Below are 23,543 nucleotides of genomic sequence, written 5' to 3'. Positions count from 1 at the left end.
ACAGCGGTCGTCTTACCATTCAATGCTAATTGGTGTGCCTACTGGCACCATGCTCAAGAACTCATCCATTTCTTCGTTGGCAATTGCGATGCAGCCATCTGTCCAATCTTCACCACGGCTTAGGCTAGGGTGAGGGCCTGCTTCGTTTTTTTGACCATGGATCATAATTTGACCACCAGGGTTAACACCCAAAAGCTCAGCACGCGCGAGATCGCGATTGTTAGGATAATTAATACGAATTGAACGATAGAAGCGGGATTCTTCGTTAATGAAGTCCAGTATATAACTGCCTTCTGGCGTTCGCTTATCGCCTTCACGTAGCTTATGGCCTTTTGGATTGGCCCCCAGCGCAATGGGATACCATTTAACGATCTTGTCGCCTTGGATCAGATACATTTTTCGGGTGGATTTATCCACTTTAACCAAATCAATACCAATCACACTGAGTGTTGCTTGCGCTGGTAACGCAAGGACAAGCGTCAGCAGTAAAAGGCACCATGACGTTTTACTAAGGTTTCGTTTCATCGCTTCCATTTCAAGTCAATCAATTGTAAGCCCTTTCGTCCCACAGCATCCCTGCGCTAAAAATTGAGCATCACTGTTTAATCCGATTGGCATTGATAGCAATCCATTCTCAATTTGGCCAAGTGTGTATTCCTAGAAATAATATTTTATAAGATTAGCAGAACGGTACTCGCAAATTGATTGGCCCACTCCCGCTCAATAAACGTAATGCCAATTTTTGCAGAACCACTACTCTGACATGACGTCAATGCATTGATCCCACGTATTTTGCGACGTGTTGAGGTGAGACTTTGCGCTGCTGTCATAAACAGCATCAATCACTTCATAAGGTCGAGTCTGTTTATAGCTTGCAAACGCAATGTACGCGTCTAACTTGGGTGTGCCTCGTTGTTTCAAATCATAAGCCCCTCCCGCCACTATGGCTTTCTGCGCACAAAAGCGGGCGATTTCCTGGCGCTGTGGCGCAATTTCAGCCACTTTCAGCGCACATTGACTGAACAGGTTCACCGCATAATTCCAAGCGCTATCAAAATCTGTGTTATAGATTCGCTCGACAGCATTTACTTTAATCTGGGCGGAAGGGTCAGAGGCGTAGCGTTCAATCAGCACCTGCTTTGGACGCTGTTTCAATTTTTCCGATGCAATGAAGTAAGCGTTATCAGCAAGTTCTGTGCAATACGCCAGTTGAATCACTTCTTTCTTGGAATACAACTGAATGGTTTTTAATGGTTCGGGCTGAGAAGAGCAGCCAATAAGCGACATTGCAAAAAGCACGTAACCGAATAACAAACGAGTCGGGACCATCATACATCCTTATTGATAGGGGGCGATTCGAGGCAGTGAAATCAGAGGGGAAATTATACCGTTGTGAGTTCGCTGTGGTTGTTCTCATATTGAGATCTTCCTGACGGCGATGCTGTTTGATAAGTGTCTAAAACACCCGCTTTTATCTTATGGCGCTGAGTATATTCTTGAAGAGGCGCATGAAGAATTAATGTTAATTGTTGTTGATTTTTTGAGTGGATTTGTTGATTTCGTGTTTTTTAATTGATTGATATATATTGAATAAATAGAGATAACTATGAACGGTTGATTGTTGACCTCAACAAGCGGGATTACTGGTCATAACCATGAAAATCTCTGATTGGAGCTAGTTTTGGTGCTTTCGTATACTCTGGGCGTCGATGGGTAAAAACATTGACCATTACTTATATAAAGAGGCCGAGTAGAGAGCACGATGATAGATTTTTGGCCATTAATTGGCATTGTTGTAATTACGGTAGGGTTAGCGTTAAAACTCAATACTTTACTGGTCATTTTGGTTGCGGGTGTCGCAACTGGTTTAGTCGCAGACATTGCGGTAATGGAAATCTTGTCGATCTTAGGTCAATCCTTTACTCAAAACCGCTATATGTCTCTTTTCATTCTTATCTTACCAATGATTGGTATTCTTGAACGTTTTGGCCTTCGTCAGCGTGCAGAAGCTTTGATTGGCTCGATGAAGAAAGCATCAGTCAGCAAGATTTTGATGACCTACTTACTGTTGCGTAAAGTCACCAATGGCATGGGCCTGAGTATCGGTGGCCACCCATCTATGATTCGTCCGTTGATTGCACCTATGGCGGAAGCCGCCGCAGAAAAAGCCTCCCCCAATCTATCAGATGAAAAACGTCAGTCGATTCGTGCGTTATCAGCGGCGAGTGAAAATTTTGGCAACTTCTTTAGCCAACTGCTGTTTATCGGCACAGGCGGCATTCTTCTTATCAAAGGCGTAATGGCTGATAACCAGCTCGACGTGAAGCTTGAAACCATGGCTTTGTGGGCACTGCCAACCGCCGTTGCATCGTTTGTGCTGTTCGTTGCCTTCAGCAAAATCGTGGAAGTGCGTCTTCTCAAATCATCGACCAATCAAAGTGCATCAGCGACTGCAAACGCTGACGCGCAAAAAGAAGGGCAATAACCCATGTTAGAGTACATATATCAAACCACGGGTTTATTGCTGTTAGCGTTCTCGCTGCAAAGCTTCCTTGATAAAGAAAACCCAAAACGCATCGGTAGCGGCTTGTTTTGGCTGATCTATGGCATGACATTCCTGTTTGGCGCGATGATCCCGAACTGGGTGACAGGCCTTATGGTATTGGCGCTTACCGCGCTGGCGGCGGGTGGGTTTATGGGCGTGGGCAACTACCGCACCACTACCGAAGAAGAGCGCAAGCACACGGCATCCGTGCTTAAAAACAAGCTGTTCATTCCAGCTGCTATCGTGCCTGTCGGCACGGTTGCTATCAGCCAGTTCACGTCACTCGGCGCACTGGTTGGCCTAGGTCTCAGCTCTATTGCTGCTATCGTTGCGGCGTTAATGATCACCAAAAGCAAGCCGATGCACAGCCTTAACGAAGGACGTCGTTTGATCGACTCCATTGGCTGGGCTGCTATTTTATCGCAATTTTTAGCAGCGTTAGGGTACTTGTTTAATCAAGCTGGCGTGGGTGACACTGTGGCGCAAATCGTCAAAATGATGATCCCTGAGAACATGCTGTTGGTGAACGTGATTGCTTACTGCGTAGGTATGACCATTTTCACCGTGGTGATGGGTAATGCGTTTGCCGCGTTTGCCGTGATCACAACTGGCATCGGTATTCCATTGCTGATACTCGAAAACGGCGGCAACGCAGCCATCGTAGGTGTGCTGGGTATGCTCTCCGGTTACTGCGGCACGCTCATGACGCCAATGGCTGCCAACTTTAATGTCGTACCTGCTGCGTTACTTGAATTGAAAAATAAACACCACGTTATTTTGATGCAGGTGTTTCCTGGCCTGTGCATCTTGGCGTTCAACATCTTCGTTATGTATAGCTTTGCATTCTGAGAGTAGTAGTGATGAGAAAAGTATTGATTACAGGCTTCGAGCCTTTTGGTGGCGCGTCAATCAACCCTGCATTGGAAGCGGTTAAGCAACTTGATGGCTTGCAACTTAATGGCGGAAAAGTGGTGACTTGTGAAGTACCAGTGACGCGTTACGACGCGATTAAAGCGATCACTAAAGCGATTCAAGCACATAAGCCATCGTTTGTGATTACCGTGGGTCAGGCTGCGGGTCGAAATGCGATTACGCCTGAGCGTGTTGCGATTAACATTGATGATTTCCGCATCCCAGACAATGGCGGCAACCAGCCAATCGACGAGCCAATTGATGAAGATGGCCCTGATGCGTATTTCAGTACCTTGCCAATCAAAGCAATCACTCGCGCCATGCAAGAGAAGGGTATTCCATGTACCGTGTCTAACACGGCGGGTACGTTTGTCTGTAACCATGTTTTCTATGGTGTTCAACACTTCTTGCGTGACACGGATATTGGACACGGCTTTATTCACATTCCATTGCTACCTGAACAAGCGGCAGCGACAGATCAGCCGTCAATGTCTCTTGAAACCATTGTGGAAGGCTTGAAAGTGGCTGCACAAGCAACACTGGATAATAAGCACGACATCGCAGTGGGTGCGGGGAAGATTTGCTGAGGCAAGTCGGTCAAACGCATGACCAAAAAGAACAGTAAAAAAGAAAAACGCTGGGCAACTGCCCAGCGTTTTTGTATTCGCTGCTTTTTAGAATGCCAGAACACATAACGGCGAAGTGTGCTTTTGCGTTAGTCAACGGTTGAAACTGTTACCTGGGCGTTGCCAACGCCTACTGATCTGAGTTTATCTCGATCAAAGCCTGTTAAGACAGAGACCGCGCCAGCTTGCAAATAATTATTAATTGAATAATTAATAATTATTGTGGTTAAGAAATAGCCTGCGGAACATTTTTGAGAAGTCTATTTTTTGGACTGAATGGATCAAAAAAGCCGCTCTGTTGAGCGGCTTAAAGTTCATGATCTTATGTAAAATTCGGCTTATTCGCCGGTTTTTAAACGCAGGAAGTAGTTTTCGTACTTCTCGGTCAAATCACCCACCGCGTCTTGCCACTCTCCACGGTCGATATCTTCTTGTGGCGGGAAAAGTGTTGGGTTGTCTTTGTAAGCCGCATTCGATTTCTCAACTGCAGTTAGGTAACCCGTGTCTGCACTGATCTTTGCTGAGATCTCTGGACGTAGAAGGAAGTCGATCATTTTATGTGCTGCTTCAACGTTCTTTGCGTTCTTTGGAATAGAAAGACTGTCTACCCAGAAGATACCGCCTTCTTTTGGCCACACGAGTTCGATAGGCAAGCCTTCGCGTTGCGCTGCTGCCGCTGAGCCATTCCACAACATACCAAGCCCCACTTCACCTGATAGGTAAGGGTTTGCTGGGTTGTCTGAATTGAACACCAATACGTTTGGCATCAGTTTTTTTAGCTCTTCGTAAGCTTCGTCGATCTGTTTTGGATCGGTCGAATTGCCTGAATAGCCAAGTTTACGCAATGCAATGTGGAACACCTCGCGGGTGTCGTCCATCAGCATGATTTGACCTTCCAACTCTGGATTCCAAAGATCAGCCCAGCTGGTGAAATCATCAGGGTTATACATGTCAGTGTTAACGGCTAAACCTGTCATCGCGATAACGTGAGGGATAGAGTAGTCGTTGTTTGGGTCGAATGGCTTGTCGAGGTAGTTTTTGTCTAGCTCGGTGAAGTTGTTCAACTTAGAACGGTCGATTTTCTGCAACATACCTTCGTCGCGCATTTTTGCGACGAAGTAGGTAGATGGCACTACCAGATCATACCCTTCAGGGTGCGTCTTCATTTTTGCATACAGAGTTTCGTTTGACTCGTAGGTTGAGTAAATCACCTTGATACCAGTTTCGCGCGTGAATTGCTCTAGCAGTTCCGTCGAGAGGTAGGGCCCCCAGTTTGCAAAAATAAGTTGATCGTTTTCTGCTTTAGCAGCAGTAGTGAACATAGCCGCTGCACATGCAGCGCCGGCCAGAATCGCAGACCATTTCTTCATTGGTGTTATCCACTCCAAAGTCCCGTGTGTCGGGAGCATTCATACAGCAAGAACAGAACCATTCTCTCTTGCCTGGTTTCGGAAAGTTGACGTCATTTCCATAATTTAGACGCTTCACGTTACCGCCTTTTAACGCTGGCATTGTGAAAAGTCGCGGGATAGTACCGATGAAATCGGCAACTGGCAACACAAATGCTACAGAGCGAATACCAAGGGGCGATACGGTATAAATAGCGACGGTCAGTATCCCGCGTGTTTGGTGTTTTATTTCCCCATAATAGGCCGGATGCCGTAGCAAACGATGCAGATAAGAAGCCACTATGAATTTTAGGAACGATACGAAAAGTTGGGCAAAAGTTGTGTCGTTGAGAGGAAGATGTGTGTCGAGATTTCACTCATTGAAAAAGACGTTACTGGTCATTTAACGGTGTCATCATTTCGATGCATCATTTTATCTACTAACGCGCATTATGCGTGTTACATCTTGGCGAATTAACGTGGTAACGGTGGCATTAATTAACATCGACTTTTGCACCTATAAGTACTGTGAGGTGCCCGCCATTTTTCCTATGTTAATAGGTCGAAAATAGACCGTACTACCGATTTTTGAAAGGACTAATGGCATGTTGTACTTGGAGTTTTTGTTTCTACTGCTGATGCTTTACATCGGCTCTCGATATGGCGGTATTGGCTTAGGTGTCGTGTCAGGTATTGGCTTGGTGATTGAAGTTTTTGTCTTCAAAATGCCGCCGACATCGCCGCCTGTTACCGTGATGCTCATCATTCTGGCGGTTGTGACTTGTGCGTCTATCCTAGAAGCGGCAGGTGGTCTGAAATACATGCTTCAGGTAGCTGAACGTGTACTGCGTAAAAACCCCAAACGCGTTACTCTTATCGCGCCGTTTGTCACCTATACCATGACCTTTTTATTGGGCACCGGCCATGCAGTGTATTCAATCATGCCTATTATCGGCGATGTGGCACTGAAAAACGGTATTCGTCCTGAGCGCCCAATGGCGGCATCTTCTGTGGCGTCTCAAATCGCCATTACCGCGTCACCACTCTCGGCGGCCGTGGTTTATTATCTGGCACAGATTTCAAACATTCAGACTGAATTGACGCTGCTTTCAATTCTTATGGTGACCGTTCCTGCGACCTTGTTCGGCACCTTATTGATGTCACTCTATAGCTTGAAACGTGGAAAAGAGCTAGATGACGATCCTGAATATCAAGCGCGTTTGGCTGATCCAGAGTGGCGCGAACGCATCTTGAATACCACAGCAACATCCCTTGATGAAACCTTGCCCAAGTCGGCACGCAACGCGGTACTGATCTTCCTTTTCGCTATCTTGACCATTGTGTTTATCGCCATGTTCCCTGAGGTCAGAACCATAGTCGAAGGTTCGAAGCCCATCAGCATGTCAGTGATCATTCAAATGATGATGCTGTGTTTTGGTGGCGTGATTTTGCTGGCAACGAAAACCGACCCACGGAACGTGCCTAACGGTGTAGTGTTTAAATCCGGCATGGTGGCGGCGATTGCCATATTCGGTATTGCTTGGATGTCTGATACTTATTTCCAATACGCCATGCCTCAATTCCAGTCAGGGATTGTTGAAATGGTTACGGATCACCCATGGACATTTGCACTGGCGCTTTTCATTGTGTCTGTGGTGGTGAACTCGCAGGCTGCAACAGCCCGTATGATGTTGCCTGTTGGTTTGGGGCTAGGTTTAGAGCCTGCATTGCTAATCGGCCTTATGCCTGCGGTGTATGGTTATTTCTTCATTCCTAATTACCCGTCAGATATCGCGACCGTTAACTTTGATACATCGGGCACAACCAAGATTGGTAAATGGTATTTCAACCATTCATTCATGTCAGTGGGTTTGATTGGCGTTATTGGGGCGTGTTTGTTGGGCTATGTGCTGGGGCAAATGTTTATCGCTTAGTATCTCGCTTTCTAGTGGAAGCAAAAACGCCCTCATCAGAGGGCGTTTTGCATTCATGTCTCGGAAACTAGGCCGTTAGATGCTTTGATTCAACCAAGCAGTAAACTCAGATTGCGGCAATGCTCCGTTGATCTGGTTCACCACCTTCCCGTCTTTAAACACCATGATGGTCGGGATGCTGCGAATGCGGTATTTCGCGCCGAGCGCTTGTTCTTGTTCTGTATTCACTTTGACGAAAATGACATCATCGCCTTTGTTTGCCGCAGTGGATTCGAATATTGGACCAAAGCTTTGACAAGGACCACACCACGGCGCCCAAAAGTCAATGACCACAGGTTTGCCAGAAGCGATGAGCGCATCCATGTTGGCTTCAGTGCCTTCGATCGGCTTACCGTTGATCAGTGATGATTTACACACGCCGCAGGTTGGAGTGTCCTCAATGCGCTCTGCTGGAATGCGATTCAGTTTTTGGCAGTGGGGGCAACGCACCGTTAATGTACTCATGGTTAAACCTTTCCTGTGTTTTGTTTATGGTTGGTAGCCTAAACCTGCCGTTAAGAAAATACCATTGGGTTGTACCAATGATTTTAATAGTAATTACCTATCAACATGAGGTGGTGAAACCTAGCTAAGTGTCGGTTAAGGCGGTATCACATGCTTTCTTTTCTGCTTCTTCTAGAAGTTCAGTTGTGCTTAACGACGAAATACAAAGATCGAAGAAATCATAAGCCTGGGGCGATATGTAACGGTCACGCAAGCGAAATATGCCGATTTGTCTTTCAACGTAAGGGGAAGAAAGAGGCAGCCAGCAAAGATGCTCCGCATTTTCCGGGAATGCTAATTTCGGTAAGGTGGTTATACCAATGCCGAGCTCGAGTACCGAGAACAGCGAGGTGATGTTTTCCACGCTATAAAGCGCATTGGCAGCAAGCGTGTTGGCCGGCGTTGGCTCTAGCAATGAACAGGTTCCATTTTTAACAAACGGATAGGGTTGCAAGGTCTGCCAATCGATAGGTGTTTTGCTGGAGGCCAATGGGTGGTCTTTCAGGCAAACGACGCCCAATGGATCAGTCATGAGCAGGGTGAACTCAATACGCTCATCTTGAATATGCAGACAATTTCCCAGTGCCAAATCCACATCTCCCGCCAACAGGCGGGCTTCCACCCCCGCGGCATTATCGTCGATAAGCGCAACTTCTACCTTGGGGTGACTTTCCGTGTAAGTGGCGAGAATGCCCGGGATCAGTTTGGCGGCCACCGAGGGCACGCTAGCAATACGCACTTGACCGAGTTGCCCGGCTGCGGCAGCGCGTAGGTCAGAATTGAGATCGTCATAGCGTGCGAGAAAATCATTGATCTTCGGCAGGCAAAATTCGCCAAATGGCGTGAGTTTGGCTTTGTGGCCTGAATCAAACAAGGTTTGTCCCAGAATCTTTTCGAGCTCTTTCACCGAGGTGGATAGCGCTGCTTGAGATCGGTTCGCCTTAGACGCTGCCGCACGAAACCCGCGCTGCTCCGCAACCAAAGAAAAATGTTTGAGTTGTTGAAGCTTAATGTCCACGCCTGTGTTCCTTCTCCGCTGTCGCCTGTCCTCTAGTGATAAATAAAACTGAACAATTGTCAAAAATTAACCGTTAGATTTATCAGTTATTGTGAGGCAGGATTTAACCAATCATTAACAAGTAGCCAGTTCGACAAGGAATGTCATGTCAGAATTTCCGACAAATAAGCACGGGATCTCAGCGGTGAAAACGGATCTTTTTGCCTCTAAATCGCCATTGGAATGGGCTGTAACGCACAACGGGACGCTTTATACCGCGCAAATTCCTATTGATGCAGCCGGCAATCTGGTGGAGGGCGGTATTGAAGTTCAAACGCGTCAAACCTTGGATAACCTGATGCACACACTAAGGTCGGCGGGCGTAGACAGCGATGCCGTATTGCAAGTGCTGATCTACGTGACAGACAGAGATGATTTGCCCGTTGTGAATCGTGTGTATGCGGAATATTTCAATGCGCCTTATCCGAATCGTGCCGCCATGGTGATTGCTGGGTTAGCGCGGGAAGGTATGCTGGTTGAGTTGGTGGTGTATGCCGCCGTTCCTCAGTAATTATTCTGAAAAAGCATTGTCCCCTAAACACACAGGGAATGGATGAAAGGTCAAGGAGTTACACATGACACCAAACAGCGAAAACGCACTCTACATCGGCGGTGAATGGCAGCAAGGTGCTGGCACCATCACCAATATCAATCCATCAAACATTCATGAATCACTGGGTGATTTTGCGCAGGCGAGTAACGCACAGGTCAAACAGGCGATTGCTTGTGCCCGTGAAGCGCAGCCGATTTGGGAAAAAACGCCGCTAGAACAAAAGCAAAAAGTGCTGCAAAACATTGGCGATGAATTGATTGCGCGTTGCGATGAGTTAGGGCGTTTGCTGTCTCGCGAAGAAGGAAAGCCGTTCGCAGAAGGCCGAGGAGAAGTGTATCGCGCGGGTCAGTTTTTCCATTACTACGCGGCGGAAGTGCTGCGTCAAATGGGGGAAACAGCCGAGTCAGTTCGCCCTGGTGTTCAAGTAGAAATCACGCGTGAAGCGGTTGGTGTTGTGGCGATTATTTCCCCGTGGAATTTCCCGACTGCTACCGCATCGTGGAAGATCGCACCTGCCTTGGCGTTTGGCAACAGCGTGATTTGGAAGCCCGCCAACCTGACGCCTGCGAGTGCCGTGGCGCTGGCAGAAATCATCCATCGTTCTGGCTTGCCGTCTGGTGCGTTCAATTTGGTCTTGGGCTCAGGATCAGAAGTGGGAGACAGCTTAATTCATAGCACAGAGGTCGATGCCGTGAGCTTTACGGGCTCTGTCGATGTTGGTCGAAAAATTGCGGCGGCGACTGCGCCGAACTTTGTGCGCTGCCAATTAGAGATGGGCAGTAAGAATGCCTTAGTGATTGCAGATGATGCCGACCTGCAAGTGGCGGTAGAGGCGACGATTGCAGGGTCTTTCTCGGGCACAGGGCAGAAATGCACCGCCTCCTCTCGCTTGATTGTCATGGACGGCATTCATGACGCTTATGTGGATGCGCTCACTCAGCGAATTGCCCAATTGAAAGTCGGACACGCATTGGATGAAGGTGTGTTCATGGGCCCTGTGGTGGATGAAAAACAACTCGTTTCGAATCTGCGTTGGGTTGATCGCGCGCGTGAACTGGGCGGTGAACTCGTCGCAGGCGGAGGGCAGGTTTCATTAGAACATGATGGCTACTACATGGCGCCAACGCTGTTCATCAATACCCAAAACAGTTGGGATGTGAACCAAGAGGAATTGTTTGCACCCATGGCGTGTGTTCAGCGTGTTTACTCGTTGGAAGAAGCGATTGCGAATGCCAACGACACTCGATTTGGTTTAACCGCAGGCATTGTGACCACGAGCTTGCGCAGCAGTGTTTTGTTTAAACAGCAAGCGAAAACGGGCTGTGTCATGGTGAATTTGCCGACCGCAGGGACGGACTATCATGTGCCGTTTGGTGGCAGAAAAGAATCCAGCTTTGGACCGAGAGAGCAAGGCCAGTATGCGCGTGATTTTTACACCATAGTGAAAACCGCATACCAGCGCCCTTACTAACTACAGACCATCGTTACTCGTTTCGAGCAAGGAGCCGCCATGTATCAAAATCAAATCATCATCGATGGGTTGCAGTATTGCCACTGGGATCGTGCCTACTTTGAAAGCTTGCAAAAAAGCGGGGTGACAGCGGTGCACGTCACCTTGGTTTACCACGAAAATGCGCGCGAAACGCTAACGCGATTTGCTGAGTGGAACCTGCACTTTGAGCGCCATGCCGATCTCATCATGCCTGTCATGACGATGCAGGATGTTGAAGAAGCGAAGCGACAAAACAAAGTGGGCATTTTCTTTGGCGCACAAAACTGTTCGCCCATCGACGATGAGATTGGTCTTATCGAAGTGATGCGTAAGCAAGGCCTGCTGATCATGCAGTTGACCTACAACAACCAAAGCTTATTGGCGACAGGTTGCTACGAACAAGAAGATGCGGGTATTACGCGTTTCGGGCGGCAAGTCATTCAAGAAATGAATCGTGTCGGCATGGTGATCGACATGTCTCACAGTGCTGAACGCTCGACGTTAGAAACGATTGATCTCTCTTCTCGTCCCATTTGCATCAGTCATGCGAACCCAGCAACAGCGCACCCTGCGCTGAGAAATAAATCACCCGAAGTGATCCGCGCGCTGACGGCGAGAGGTGGATTACTGGGATTTAGTCTCTATCCCTTCCATCTGCCTCATGGCAGTCATTGTCGCTTGGACACTTTCTGCCAAATGGTGGCGGATACCGCCAGTGAGTTTGGGGTAGAGCATTTAGCGATAGGCAGTGATCTTTGTCTGAACCAGCCGCAAGGTGTGTTGGATTGGATGCGAAATGGGAAATGGTCGAAAAGCCTCGATTATGGAGAAGGCTCAGCCTCGAATGCGGGCTGGCCTGCGGCACTGCCGTGGTTTCCCGACAGCAGCGGCATGAAAAATATTTATCAGGGAATGCGAAACATTGGGTTTAGCGAGGCAGAAACTAACGCCGTGATGGGCGGGAACTGGCTCAATTTTTTAGATGCTGGCATTCAACCAGCACTCTGATAATCGCAAGCGAGAAAAACTCGCTCACAAGGAATCGGCACTGACGCTGTCTCGGCGCAGTGACCGCTATGATGTGGAGACAGATGATGTCTGATTTACTCAATACCGAGAAGACAACAGCGATGGAAAAGGAACAAAACGTTTGGAGAAAACTAGGGTTGGACAACCCTGTTCTCTGGCTAAGTGGCGGCTTCCTTACCGCGTTTGTGGTGACTGCACTTATCGACAACAAACTGCTATCAAGCATAGTAAACAGTGGATTCAGTTGGAGCGTAAAGATCTTTGGCCCTTATTGGCAGCTGTTGCTGTTGGCCACGTTTTTGATCGGTTTGGCGTTGGCGTTTAACCCCTCAACGGGAAAAGTACGATTGGGGGCGTTGGACAAGCCCGAAATGGACAGCTTTAAATGGCTGGCGATCATTTTGTGTACTCTGCTCGCCGGCGGTGGTGTGTTTTGGGCGGCGGCTGAACCCATTGCCCATTTCGTCAATCCACCACCGCTGTATGGTGTGCCAGAAGGCAATATTCAACGTCAGGCGTTTAACGCACTGGCACAGTCTTTTATGCATTGGGGTTTCCTTGCATGGGCGATCCTCGGTACGTTGACCACCATCGTATTAATGCATCTTCACTACGACAAAGGGCTCCCGCTAAAACCGCGTACCTTGTTATATCCAGTGTTTGGCGATCGCGCGATGACAGGTTGGTTTGGTGCACTGATTGACGCATGCTGCATTGTGGCCGTGGCGGCAGGTACGATTGGCCCAATTGGCTTTCTTGGTCTGCAAATCAGCTATGCACTCAATGCTTTGTTCGCGCTACCTGATGGCTTCACAACCCAGTTATTGATCATCCTTTTCGCCATCGCTATCTATACGCTTTCTGCCCTTAGCGGCGTGAATCGTGGTATTCAAATCTTGAGCCGTTATAACGTCATTCTTGCCGTGGCACTGATGGTATACATCCTATTGGTTGGCCCGACAGACTTTATTATTAATGGCTATCTGCAAGGTGTGGGTACCATGGTGGACAACTTCATCCCTATGGCGACGTTTCGGGGTGACATGGGATGGTTGAGCTGGTGGACGGTCTTCTTCTGGGGTTGGTTCTTGGGCTATGGCCCTATGATGGCTATCTTCATTTCGCGCATTTCGCGCGGCAGAACGATTCGTCAGTTAATCGTCACCATCAGTATCATCGCACCGCTTATCACCTGTTTTTGGTTCACCATTGTGGGCGGTTCTGGCTTGGCGTTCGAAATGGCGGAACCGGGTTCGGTGAGCAAAGCGTTTGAAGGATTTAATTTACCCGCATCGCTGCTTGCAATAACGCAGCAACTGCCGTTCCCAACACTGATTTCGATTCTGTTTTTAGTCTTGACCACCATTTTCATCGTGACCACAGGTGACTCCATGACTTACACCATCAGTGTGGTGATCAGTGGGGATCTCAACCCCAATCCGCTGATCCGCATCTTCTGGGGTGTGATGATGGGGGCGACGGCCATCATATTGATTTCATTAGGAGCGGGCGGGGTATCTGCACTGCAATCCTTCATTGTGATCACCGCGGTGCCCGTGTCGCTCATTCTTCTTCCAGCACTTTGGAATGGCCCCAAAATCGCACTACAGATGGCCACTGAGCAAGGGTTGGATTAACCCAAGCGAATTATTTGATTGGACGCAGTATCGGGACAGACTGAGTTGGTCTTTTGCCCGATATTGTGAGTGAGGCTGAGGATCAGTCTGTTTTACCACGCGTTTAAGCATAGGTAACAAGTGATGAATGCAAACTCTGTCATGGAAGCAGCCACCTTGCTGCGTGATCCCTCTGTGGTGATGAACCCTTATCGCCTTGGCGCCATGCATCAAACACGTATCAGTTTCGTGCGCTCATTGCTGCGAAAAATGAGCAACCAAGGTTGGGCGCTGTCGACACATCGCTGGGATCTCCAGAAAGACGGTCTAGGTACGGCAATCTATGAACTAAAAACCCCAAAGCATGTTTACCAACTGGTGGTGTTTTGTGACGCAATCGCGGACGACGAGCGCAACGACAGGGTGATTGCTGAAAAATGGGACGTGACTTTTGCACTGATAAAAGGGCGTGTAGGTGCAAAAGGGCTCGACCAATTACGCCAAAATGTGCCGTTGCAGGAAGCGGGACGCAACTCACCAAAAGTCTTGGTGCTGTCTCGCGCTAACAAAAGCGTGCGGGTGTTTGACCATGTTGTGTCTTCTCTTGCGCGAGGTGAACAACCCGACTCGGCTGAAATTGCCAATGTCGGATATATCCTGCGAACCACGGCAGTCTACGGCAATGGGAAGTTTGGCATTGCAGACTTTGAAACGCTGCAAGCCAATGAGGATTTTCATCTTTCGTTTAGTGCGCAGATGTGTGCGGTATATCTGCTCAGACAATTTAGCTTGGATTGGGTGCATTTTATTGCGAAGCAGGAAGGGGGAGAGACCGCTGCAACCTTGTCACCCGCGCTGCAACGCTACATTGGTGTCGGAAATGCCACGGGACTCGGCATGGCGCCCTATTTGATTGCTCACCCGTGCGTGGTGGATAAATGGCTCACTCAACGAGAACGCGCTTTTGCCACTGTTTTGGCGTTGGCCGTGGATGTTGATCGTCTTACACAGGTTGAAGTCTTGCTCGCCAAAGCGAGAAAACACCTGTGCCAAGTTGTCACTATCAACGATAAACAAAGGGCGCTTAACGAACAAAGCGTGATAGAGCTAGATGCGCTTATCAAGACATTAGAAGAGCGCAATCGCACGGGTTTGCAGTGGGCCGATATTTACGCGATGGCAGCAGAACACAGCCTTGAAACTCAAGAAGTTTTATTGTCTTGCTTGCTGGAAGTGCACCCTGAGCAGGTGGATATTTTTGCTGAGGGTATGAATAGCGACCAAACCTTGTCGTTAACACCTGGGGTGACGATAGGGGCGATGGTGTCGCTTATAGAGTCACGATATCAATGGGCCATGAACATCGATTTCGCGCAGCCAGACAGTCAGTATTGGTTTTGGTATCGGTCTGTGGACAAAGAAGAACCTCGTATGGCGGTGCGTGGCGAAGAGCCGGGCGAAGAGAATGAATCGTCGCTAGACATTGCTCGCCAGGTGTCTCGCCTTTCTCAGGCGCTACAAGATTGCGATCCCAATGGTTCATTGGCTCAATTCTTATTGACTCATCCACATTTGCGCACCATTGCGCGTCGCGTTTGGACGATGGGGAATTCGCCCATGGGTGATATTCAAATCAACGTGTTGGCTCGTGACGTGTTGCCGATGCATCTTCTTAGGTGCAAGCTCGCCATGTTCGGCGCGACCAAGTTCGACCCTCGCTCGGATCGCTGGGTACGCGTGACCTTGTTTCAGGGTGCGCCACTTTACCAAGAACTGTCGTCGTCAAACATGGAAGAGAGTTGGCTGTTCCCGATGCTGCCTGACGCGCCACCCAAGCGTGGAGAGCATACATGATGAAAGTCTCTCACAATGAATTGGTCACGTTGTGCGCCAAAGCTTACGACAGCTTAAAGCGCCAATGCGGGGAAGCGGAAAATATCGCTAACATGGTCGTCGACCTTGAAATGGCAGGCTTACGTGGTGTGGCACTATTTTTGTCAGCGCTGGGCTACATTGAGCAGGAAAATAAGTATCACGCCGTGGCTATTGAGCAAGATGATGAGAAAGTGACGGTGGATTTGGGGGGCGAAAGTTTGCTTTGCTTCTTACCCGCCTTAATCGATGTGGCAGTAGAAAAACTTATTCAAGGCCAGCATGTTCAACTGCATATACGCAATTGTCGTCACCGCTGGTTTGGATTCAGTGAATTGCTAAAACTTGCAGGCAAAGGTTTGTCGGTTCGCGCTCAATGGCCAAATGGTGAATCGCCCTCGTATGTGGATTGTGTTCACAATGCGGGAAATAGATACCCAGATATCTATTTCGACCGACCTTGCGAGAACGCGATCAGGGAGCTGCAAAGCCAAGATTTACGCGTGGATATTCAACTTACGATGTTTGTTGTGTCCAGCATTAACGGTGAACCGGACATCAATTCAGACATGCAATCGGCAGCGGAGAAACGGGCATGGCGGCATGGCATTGAGGTGGACGAAGTCCATTGGAATACGCTAAAAGCGTATGTCGCCAGAAGTTTAGTGGAAAACAGCGAACGATCGTTACAAGGCGCAGGGGAATAGACAGAAAAGATCTCAGCCTTAGACACAAAAAGCCCTGATGCCGCCGTGTTTGCGACTGGCATCAGGGCTTTTTTGTTTGGTGCGATGAATCGCGGAGATAACGTGGTGTTACGCGCGGCTCATGAATTTGTGTTCAGTGGTATTGATACGAATTTTATCGCCAATACCGATGTACTCAGGCACTTGAACCGTCAGGCCAGTAGACACGGTCGCAGGCTTAGTGCGTGCGCTCGCTGATGCACCTTTGATAGACGGAGACGTCTCGGTGATCACCATATCAACAGTAGAAGGCAGTTCAATCGCAACTGGCTTGCCACTCACCGTCAGGATCTGAATGCCCTTGGTGTCTTCGTTGATGAACAAAATTTCATCAGCAATGGTTTCTTTGTTGAAGTGGTACGGCGTGTAATCTTCGCTGTCCATGAAGATATACTCTTCACCATCGATGTAAGAGAAATCTGCGGCATGGCGACTGAAATCAGCAAAGTTCAGCATGTCGTCAGCTTTGAAGCTTTCGTCGACTTTCGCACCGGTTGCAACATCGTACATACGCATTCTGTACAAGCTTGTACCTGCACGGCCTGCAGGCGTTAGCTTCGAAATGTCTTTGACCGCAAGCACTTTGCCGCCATGTTCGATAACTGCGTTCTTTTTAATTTCACTTGCCTTTGGCATGGTCATATTTCCAATTGAGAAAATTTGGCAAGAAAATATCACGATTTTGAATTTTCGCAAGGGGATCAGCATGACTATCCGCGTTCAAACAAGCTGTTTGTGCTTTCTCTATTCGAGTAGGCTTTCATTGGATCGTGGTTTCCGTACGCCGTGTCTATACTGATCAAATTGTTATTTTTAGTAAGGGCGCAGCATGCTAAACGCACTCGTCGTTATCGACTTTATTAACGATATTGTTCATCCGCAGGGAAAAATCCCCAGTTGCGCGCTTCAGGTTTCGCAAAAACAGGTCATCGAACAGGCTAACACGGCTATTCAATGGGCGCGGGAACATCATCATCTGTTGGTGTTCGTCAAAGTGGGATTTCACCCTAGCTACCAAGACCAACCTAAACGTTCACCTATGTTCGGCAAAGCGAATGAAATTGGTGCGCTCAATTTGGACGAATGGGGGACGGAGTTTCACGAGGATTTGAATGTGTTGTCGACAGATCTGGTTGTCGTGAAGCCTCGTGTGAATCCCTTCTTTAATACGTCGTTGGATTCGATATTACGAACGAATCAGATCGACAGTGTTTTTTTGTGCGGTGTGAGCACAGGGTGGGCCATTGAAAGTGCCGCCAGAGATGCTCATGACCGGGATTACACCGTTCACATTGTCGCTGACGCCTGTACGGCGCACACAGAAGATGAGCACCAAACATCGCTTCATTTACTTGAGCGGATCGCGACCTTACATCAAGCAAGTTTACTCAATGAGTAACCCTGATAATCTTGTGGGCTGAATATTAAAGCAAAAGCGTGTTAGCGAATGGACAAGCCTGTGATCAAGAAACTCGACAGTAAAATTGTTTACCAAAACAAATGGATGACGGTGCGGGAAGACAAAATCCTTCGACCAAGCGGCGCTCAAGGCATTTATGGTGTGGTTGATAAGCCGGATTGTGCAGCGATTCTCGCCATTGATAACGGGCTGATTCATTTGGTTCAACAATATCGTTATACGGTTAAGCAGCGCTGTTGGGAAATCCCGCAAGGGGCGTGGGAATCCAATCCAGATGCAGATGCAGATCATGCTGAGCTGGCTAAGGGGGAGCTTCGAGAAGAAACCGGCATGCAAGCGCAAAGCATGGTGTATGTCGGTGCGCAGTTTGTGGCTTATGGCTTCCTTAACCAGACTTGCCATGTCTATCTTGCCAGCGATCTTACTGAGGTCGGAAAACAACTCGATGCGGAAGAGGAAGATCTCATCTCTCAGGCTTTTTCGGTGGCGGATTTTGAGCGCATGATGGTAGACGGTGAGATCAAAGATAATGTGACGATAGCGGCTTATGGCTTGGCGAAACTGAAAGGCTTGGTTTAACGCTCGAAATACACGTCGCGGATAGCAACACCAACCGCTGAATACAGTATTTTCGTGGTGATTTTTTGCGCAAAAATCGCCATGTAACTGACACTTTTTTAGCGTTGAAAGCCATTTTTATGTCACGTGTTGTTTTCACTCTCAGACTGGCTAAAAAAACATTTTTTTTCAAATTGTTGCTGTACAGAATTCTAAATATTCCACGTATAATGCCGGTAAAAATACACTGTAATGCAAACGGCCATTGTTTTGGCTATTGAATTACAGCCGACACATTCTTCGTGGGTATAACGCTGATAGCCGGACGCTATAGAAGGCGTGGCATCTGCGTTTATATACTGGAAACACGCTAATGCTTAAAGTCAGTCTAGCAGCGACTGCTGCTTGTTTAAGCTTTCAATTATCTTCTCCTGTTTTTGCCAGCACTGATTTTAGTGATCTGTTGGACATGCCACTCGAAACGTTGTCAGAGACCAAAGTGGTTTCTGCAACGCGTTCTTCGTTGAGCCTTGCCGATATTCCTGCTGCTGTGCACGTGATCTCCTCGAAAGAAATTCAACGTTCTGGTGCGCGCTCTGTGGCTGACGCACTCGTTCTTGCACCCGGTTTGCATGTCGCAAAATTCTCGAATTATGACTGGGGCATTGCAGCGCGAACCACCAATGAATCTCTGAGCAATACCATGTTGGTGATGGTAGATGGGCGCAGTGTATTCAATGGTATGTTTTCCGGTGTTGATTGGGATTTGATCCCGGTTAGCCTGGACAATATTGACCGCATCGAAGTCGTGATGGGGCCGGTGGGCACCATTTGGGGTGGAAACGCGGTTAACGCGGTGGTCAATATCATTACCTTGGATGCAGAAGATGCAACACGTCGACATGTGTCGGCGTCGGTCGGCAACTACAACTACCGAGAGTACCAGTTACATCATGGTGGGCAGGTGAGCGACAACCTGTATCTGAGCGGTTATGCCGAATTTGTCGAACATATGCCTTGGACGAGCGATGAAGAAAAAGTGCAGCCCATGCAGAACTACCGGGTTTACACAGAACGCTTTGGTATGCGCGGTGACTATCAGAACATGGGCCGCACGGTGTCTTTGCAGTTGGGCGGTATTCGCTCGCGAGAGGATTACCTTTGGGGGTACTACCAACCGCATTTTCTGAATCCTGGACATGATGGCCCTGACTTTGCCAGTTTCGATACAGAAATGTTGGCAGAAGAGTACTTTGCGGGCGTAAAAGTGCTGCAAGAACTCGCGGATGACAGGCAATGGGAACAACAGTTTTGGCTAACTTATAGCAGCAGTGATAGCGCAGATCGTAATGCCTATTTCACGCGATTGGACTCTGAAACCCGCTACAGCGATGCCAACGTGCTGGGTGGTCATCTTACGGTCGGATTAAATTATCGTGTTATTGATGAGTATTTTCGCCCTTACGAGCAGGAAGAAATATATACGTCACCGTATGTCAGGGTGGCTGACGAGTCTGGCTTTGTTAATCAGAGTCTCGCGGTTTACATGAACTATTCATATCCACTCACAGACACGACAGAACTGATGGTGGGTAACCGCTGGCAGTATTTTAATCTCGTTGACGATACGTTCTCTCAACCTCAAATCCGTGTCATGCAAGATTTAGGTGATAACCAGCGCCTATGGGCTGGCTGGGGACGGGCAGTAATCACTCCAGCTCGTCAGGGGCGAACCACCAATTTCCATCAGAATGCCTATGGGAGCGATGTTTCATTCTGTGAAGCGGGTAATGTGAACAATTGTTTGCCTTGGACTTTTGATTACCTGCAGATTATTGAGAATCTGGGCAATGAAGACATGCCAGTGCCGACAGTGGATACCTACGAAATCGGGTATCGTTTTTGGCAAGGTCAACAGCTTCAGTTTGATGCCAATTTGTTTTATAGCGAAGAAGAAAGCATTCCTGCATGGCATTTAATAAGTGCAACACGCGATTATTTACCTGGCAACTCTTCACCTGGTACGGCAGGTACCATTGTTGATATTTATAAATATCAACAAATTGCGCCATTGAGCTCCATCACGTACGGCGGCGAACTCAGTATGAAGTGGCAACCCTCTTCAGTATTGCAAATCAACGCCGGCTATAGCTATCGCCAGATTGAAGCGGATTGTCACGGCAGTGTTTGTGCAAGTAGTGATGGTCCATTGCGTTCCTATGAGAATGAGCCAGTTCACTTAGCTACCGCACAGGTAATGTGGGATATCACCTCACAATGGTGGGTAAGCAATGTTGTTCAATATGTGCATGGCACCAAGCCAGATCCATTGGTTGGTGATGAAGAATATTATGGATGGCCAGATGTGTTGACATGGGATTTCATCATGGGTTGGCAACCAACAAAGCACGCGCCGAATTTCACATTGAGTATCGAGAACTTATTTAACGACCAAGTGAATGAATTTCCGAGTAATTACGGTGGGTTCGACAACGGAACGCAATATTGGGTTGAAGTCGATTGGCAATGGCCTTGAGGCAATGATGGTAAGGAAAGTCTTTCAGTTCTTTAAGACGAAGCGTGCCTTAAGGCAACGAGCTATCTGGCTATTGATGGTGATAATTATCACCGTCAGCCTGGGCGTGCGCGCGAATGAATTTCGAGATGAAGATCTGAAAGCAGTGTACCTATTTCGATTTGCATTTTTGACTGATTGGAAAGACCGTCAGCCTCAAAATGGTCGTTACGAATTTTGTGCGGATGGGAAAAGTGCCGTCAGCCAGCGTTTGCAAGACGTTGTTGCTCAAAAGCCTGAGCAGGCCATTTTTCGTGACATCGCATTGGAAGATGATATCGAGCTAGGCTGCCATATTGTTTACACCACTGAAAATGAAGAGCAGCGAATCGGGGCCTTACGCAGTCGTTTTCCTGATGCGTTGATTGTCGGAGAAGGTAAAAGCTTTACTGCTGCTGGCGGCATGGTGGCCTTTATCAAAGTGAACAACCGAGTCAAACCCTTGGTAAACAGAAAAAACTTGCTGGGTGTGCCGTTTACCCTGCGCTCTCAGTTGCTTTCAATCGCCGTCATTGATGAGGAGGGTAACGCATGATATTTCGTTTCTTGAATAACCTCCCATTAAGGGTGAAATTCGTTCTGCCTACATGGTTATTAATGACGGCAGGTGTAATGTTTCTTGGGATGGCAGTTGACCACATTGTGGGCAAGAATCTCGAGAAAAGTTTGATCAGTCGAGCGACTGTGATGGCTAACGCGGCCGCGAGTAACCTTACGGCAGCAATCGCCTTTGGTGATATGGAAACCGGTCGCGAACAATTGACGGCACTCAGTGCAGATCCCGATTTAATTGCTGCCCGAGTGGTTTCTCCTAACCATGTGGAATTTGTTTCGTTCTTGAGGCTACCTATCGATTGTGGCCCTCAAGATAACACGATTGCATGTACTGACACGGCCACTGAATATGTCGTAAGGCCAATTGTTCTAGGCAAAGAGACATTGGGTAAAATCGAGCTTTATATCTCTCGTGAAACCATTGACCGAGAACATCGCATATTGCTGGCTTATTTGGCCATCGGCACTGGCTTATTGTCATTTTTCTCGTTGATGTTTGCTCAGCTACTGCACCAATTTGTTGCATCGCCTTTGGCATCATTGCATCAGTCCATGTCGGCGATCATTCGTTTGGGCGTGTTAAACAGAACCATACCTGTTCGCCATGATGATGAGCTCGGGCAACTGACGACTTGTTTTAATGAGATGGTGATGAACCTCTCCGAGCGCGACAGTCAACTCAAACAGACGCTAAAAGAGTTGGAGAAAAAAAGCCGCTATATCAGCCAAGTGCTCGATACGATGGAACATGGCGTTATCGTTGCCTCGCCAGGTGATAAAGTCACTTATTACAACCCGGCGGCGGCAAACCAGCTAAGTCGATTTGGATGTTCCCCGACAGATCTTGATGAACTGCTAGTATCGTTTGAGCCTGTGTCGAGCATGATGGCAATATCAAGAGCGGTTGATAAACATCTACCATTAACAAATGTCGAGTTGACCCATACTGAGACGGGAACGATTTTTCTTGTCAGCACGCATCCGATGGCATCGGCACAGCACTCACTCTTACAGTTTGATGATATAACCGCCCACCGAGAAGCCGAGCAGCGACGAAAACTCGCCGAATTAATCTTTGATAAAAGCCCGAATGCCACGCTGGTGCTGTCGCGTTCACTCGAGATCAAAACCCAAAATACAGTCAGTGTTAGCAAGTTTGGTGCGAATAGCCAGTGGGCAACTCTCGTTGCGGACGGTCAACCGAACGTGAGATTTAGGGAGTTGAAAGTCTTGATGTCGAAGGGCAGTTACCAATGGCAACGAATAATTATATCTGCAACTGGCGCTAGTTTGCCTTGTAAGATCACGGTGCAAACACTCTCGAATCATAGAAGGAAGGTTGAGGGGTTTGTCGTGTCTATTGTTGATCAATCAGTCGAAGTGGAAATAAAGCGTCTTAACTACCTTGCTAACCACGATGGACTGACGGGACTATCTAACCGCGCTAGTGCGTTTGAAAAACTCACGAAGAACCACGACAAAGGGCGAAACATGTATGTCCTGTTTATCGACTTAGATGGCTTTAAAGCCGTCAACGATCAATACGGACACAAGGTGGGTGACGAACTGTTGAAAGTGGTGGCGAGCCGAATGAAAGCGAGCGTGTCTCGTTCCGATTTTGTCTCCCGTTTATCGGGCGATGAATTCCTTATTGCTATTCATGACACGTCAACCATTCACCATATCGTGAAGCGCCTACTTAACAAGTTGAATCAAGTCATGATAATCAATGGTTGTCAGCCGAAAGTGAGCGCCAGCATTGGTGTGCGCTTTTGGCCATCGGTGGATACTACGCCTTTGAGTACCGTGGTTGAGCAGGCGGATAAAGCCATGTATCACGCTAAAGCGAAAGGGAAAAATTGCTATTCCTTTGCAAAAGCAGGCAAAGAAGAAGCGCTTGATTTTGTGTAGGCGAGTCTATTTGTTATCGACAGTTGACTCGTCGTCTATGTAGAAATGTGAAGTCACACGACCGTTTCGATTCTCAGGGTCACGCCGTTTAGCATCTTGAGGTTGCTTGGGCATGTCCACATGACGGTCGTAAAACTCATACAAAACTCGGCTCGAGTCACCCTACATTTTCTGGTACTTTCGAGAAATCAGGAAATGCCGAAAGAAAGGA

The 23,543-nt window shown here is 48.0% G+C and carries 21 protein-coding genes; 15 read left to right on the top strand and 6 right to left on the bottom strand.

Annotated elements, in window-relative coordinates; all coding sequences use genetic code 11:
* Positions 1–12 precede the first annotated feature (12 nt).
* Both AB8599_RS16950 and AB8599_RS16945 read right to left on the bottom strand, forming a co-directional pair.
* Positions 13–525, bottom strand: coding sequence for a murein L,D-transpeptidase family protein (locus tag AB8599_RS16950; protein WP_407334081.1), 513 nt, complete (start codon positions 523–525; stop codon positions 13–15).
* 228 nt (positions 526–753) lie between these two features.
* Complete coding sequence (locus tag AB8599_RS16945) at positions 754–1,329, bottom strand: hypothetical protein (RefSeq protein WP_407334080.1); 576 nt, start codon at positions 1,327–1,329, stop codon at positions 754–756.
* A gap of 433 nt (positions 1,330–1,762) precedes the next feature.
* Here AB8599_RS16945 and AB8599_RS16940 point away from each other — a divergent pair, with 433 nt between their 5' ends.
* The 3 genes from AB8599_RS16940 to pcp are packed head-to-tail and all read left to right on the top strand — an operon-like array spanning position 1,763 to position 4,044.
* A complete protein-coding gene (locus tag AB8599_RS16940; RefSeq protein WP_407334079.1) occupies positions 1,763–2,485 on the top strand; it encodes a DUF969 domain-containing protein in 723 nt (240 codons plus the stop codon).
* A gap of 3 nt (positions 2,486–2,488) precedes the next feature.
* Positions 2,489–3,394 (top strand): DUF979 domain-containing protein, encoded by a 906-nt coding sequence (locus AB8599_RS16935; protein WP_407334078.1) that lies wholly within the window; start codon positions 2,489–2,491, stop codon positions 3,392–3,394.
* A gap of 11 nt (positions 3,395–3,405) precedes the next feature.
* Complete coding sequence (gene pcp, locus AB8599_RS16930) at positions 3,406–4,044, top strand: pyroglutamyl-peptidase I (protein WP_407334077.1); 639 nt, start codon at positions 3,406–3,408, stop codon at positions 4,042–4,044.
* Between the two features lie 377 nt (positions 4,045–4,421).
* On the opposite strand, the gene AB8599_RS16925 is transcribed toward pcp, so the two are convergent.
* Entirely contained in the window at positions 4,422–5,453 is a 1,032-nt protein-coding gene (locus AB8599_RS16925) for an extracellular solute-binding protein (RefSeq protein ID WP_407334076.1), read from the bottom strand.
* A gap of 623 nt (positions 5,454–6,076) precedes the next feature.
* Between AB8599_RS16925 and AB8599_RS16920 the strand changes: the two genes are divergently transcribed.
* Positions 6,077–7,405, top strand: coding sequence for an anaerobic C4-dicarboxylate transporter (locus AB8599_RS16920; RefSeq protein WP_407334075.1), 1,329 nt, complete (start codon positions 6,077–6,079; stop codon positions 7,403–7,405).
* A 75-nt stretch (positions 7,406–7,480) separates the two neighbouring features.
* On the opposite strand, the gene trxC is transcribed toward AB8599_RS16920, so the two are convergent.
* Together trxC and AB8599_RS16910 are read right to left on the bottom strand one after the other, a co-directional pair.
* Positions 7,481–7,909 (bottom strand): thioredoxin TrxC, encoded by a 429-nt coding sequence (gene trxC, locus AB8599_RS16915; protein WP_407334074.1) that lies wholly within the window; start codon positions 7,907–7,909, stop codon positions 7,481–7,483.
* 124 nt (positions 7,910–8,033) lie between these two features.
* Entirely contained in the window at positions 8,034–8,966 is a 933-nt protein-coding gene (locus tag AB8599_RS16910) for a LysR family transcriptional regulator (RefSeq protein WP_407334073.1), read from the bottom strand.
* 145 nt (positions 8,967–9,111) lie between these two features.
* Between AB8599_RS16910 and AB8599_RS16905 the strand changes: the two genes are divergently transcribed.
* The 6 genes from AB8599_RS16905 (at position 9,112) to AB8599_RS16880 (ending at position 16,274) form a co-directional block, all read left to right on the top strand.
* Positions 9,112–9,516: a RidA family protein gene (locus AB8599_RS16905; protein ID WP_407334072.1), complete on the top strand. Its 405-nt coding sequence runs from the start codon at positions 9,112–9,114 to the stop codon at positions 9,514–9,516.
* Positions 9,517–9,580: 64 nt separating this feature from the next.
* The gene (locus tag AB8599_RS16900) at positions 9,581–11,029 is read left to right on the top strand and encodes an aldehyde dehydrogenase family protein (RefSeq protein ID WP_407334071.1); all 1,449 of its coding nucleotides are present in this window, start codon (positions 9,581–9,583) and stop codon (positions 11,027–11,029) included.
* Positions 11,030–11,068: 39 nt separating this feature from the next.
* A complete protein-coding gene (locus AB8599_RS16895) occupies positions 11,069–12,058 on the top strand; it encodes a membrane dipeptidase (protein ID WP_407334070.1) in 990 nt (329 codons plus the stop codon).
* A gap of 86 nt (positions 12,059–12,144) precedes the next feature.
* The gene (locus tag AB8599_RS16890; RefSeq protein ID WP_407334069.1) at positions 12,145–13,716 is read left to right on the top strand and encodes a BCCT family transporter; all 1,572 of its coding nucleotides are present in this window, start codon (positions 12,145–12,147) and stop codon (positions 13,714–13,716) included.
* A 123-nt stretch (positions 13,717–13,839) separates the two neighbouring features.
* Positions 13,840–15,549 (top strand): hypothetical protein, encoded by a 1,710-nt coding sequence (locus AB8599_RS16885; protein WP_407334068.1) that lies wholly within the window; start codon positions 13,840–13,842, stop codon positions 15,547–15,549.
* A complete protein-coding gene (locus AB8599_RS16880; RefSeq protein ID WP_407334067.1) occupies positions 15,546–16,274 on the top strand; it encodes a DUF3726 domain-containing protein in 729 nt (242 codons plus the stop codon). Before AB8599_RS16885 ends, AB8599_RS16880 begins: the two co-directional genes overlap by 4 nt.
* 108 nt (positions 16,275–16,382) lie before the next feature.
* Here AB8599_RS16880 and yeiP read toward each other — a convergent pair whose 3' ends face one another.
* Positions 16,383–16,949, bottom strand: a complete 567-nt coding sequence (yeiP, locus tag AB8599_RS16875; protein ID WP_407334066.1) for an elongation factor P-like protein YeiP — start codon at positions 16,947–16,949, stop codon at positions 16,383–16,385.
* 193 nt (positions 16,950–17,142) lie between these two features.
* On the opposite strand from yeiP, the gene AB8599_RS16870 reads away from it, so the two are divergent.
* The 5 genes from AB8599_RS16870 to AB8599_RS16850 all read left to right on the top strand — a co-directional run bounded on the left by AB8599_RS16870 (position 17,143) and on the right by AB8599_RS16850 (position 23,332).
* Entirely contained in the window at positions 17,143–17,712 is a 570-nt protein-coding gene (locus tag AB8599_RS16870; protein WP_407334065.1) for a cysteine hydrolase family protein, read from the top strand.
* Between the two features lie 48 nt (positions 17,713–17,760).
* Positions 17,761–18,312: an NUDIX domain-containing protein gene (locus tag AB8599_RS16865; protein WP_407334064.1), complete on the top strand. Its 552-nt coding sequence runs from the start codon at positions 17,761–17,763 to the stop codon at positions 18,310–18,312.
* A gap of 352 nt (positions 18,313–18,664) precedes the next feature.
* On the top strand, positions 18,665–20,827 hold the full coding sequence (locus tag AB8599_RS16860; RefSeq protein ID WP_407334063.1) for a TonB-dependent receptor plug domain-containing protein: 2,163 nt from the start codon (positions 18,665–18,667) through the stop codon (positions 20,825–20,827).
* 76 nt (positions 20,828–20,903) lie between these two features.
* On the top strand, positions 20,904–21,401 hold the full coding sequence (locus AB8599_RS16855) for a YfiR family protein (RefSeq protein ID WP_407334416.1): 498 nt from the start codon (positions 20,904–20,906) through the stop codon (positions 21,399–21,401).
* Complete coding sequence (locus tag AB8599_RS16850; RefSeq protein WP_407334062.1) at positions 21,398–23,332, top strand: diguanylate cyclase domain-containing protein; 1,935 nt, start codon at positions 21,398–21,400, stop codon at positions 23,330–23,332. Before AB8599_RS16855 ends, AB8599_RS16850 begins: the two co-directional genes overlap by 4 nt.
* Positions 23,333–23,543 lie beyond the last annotated feature (211 nt).

Origin of the sequence: Enterovibrio litoreus (assembly GCF_045679545.1) — a bacterium.
Classification (GTDB): domain Bacteria; phylum Pseudomonadota; class Gammaproteobacteria; order Enterobacterales; family Vibrionaceae; genus Enterovibrio.
Note: the sequence above shows the minus strand (reverse complement) of the source record. Positions and strands in the feature narration are given on the sequence as shown.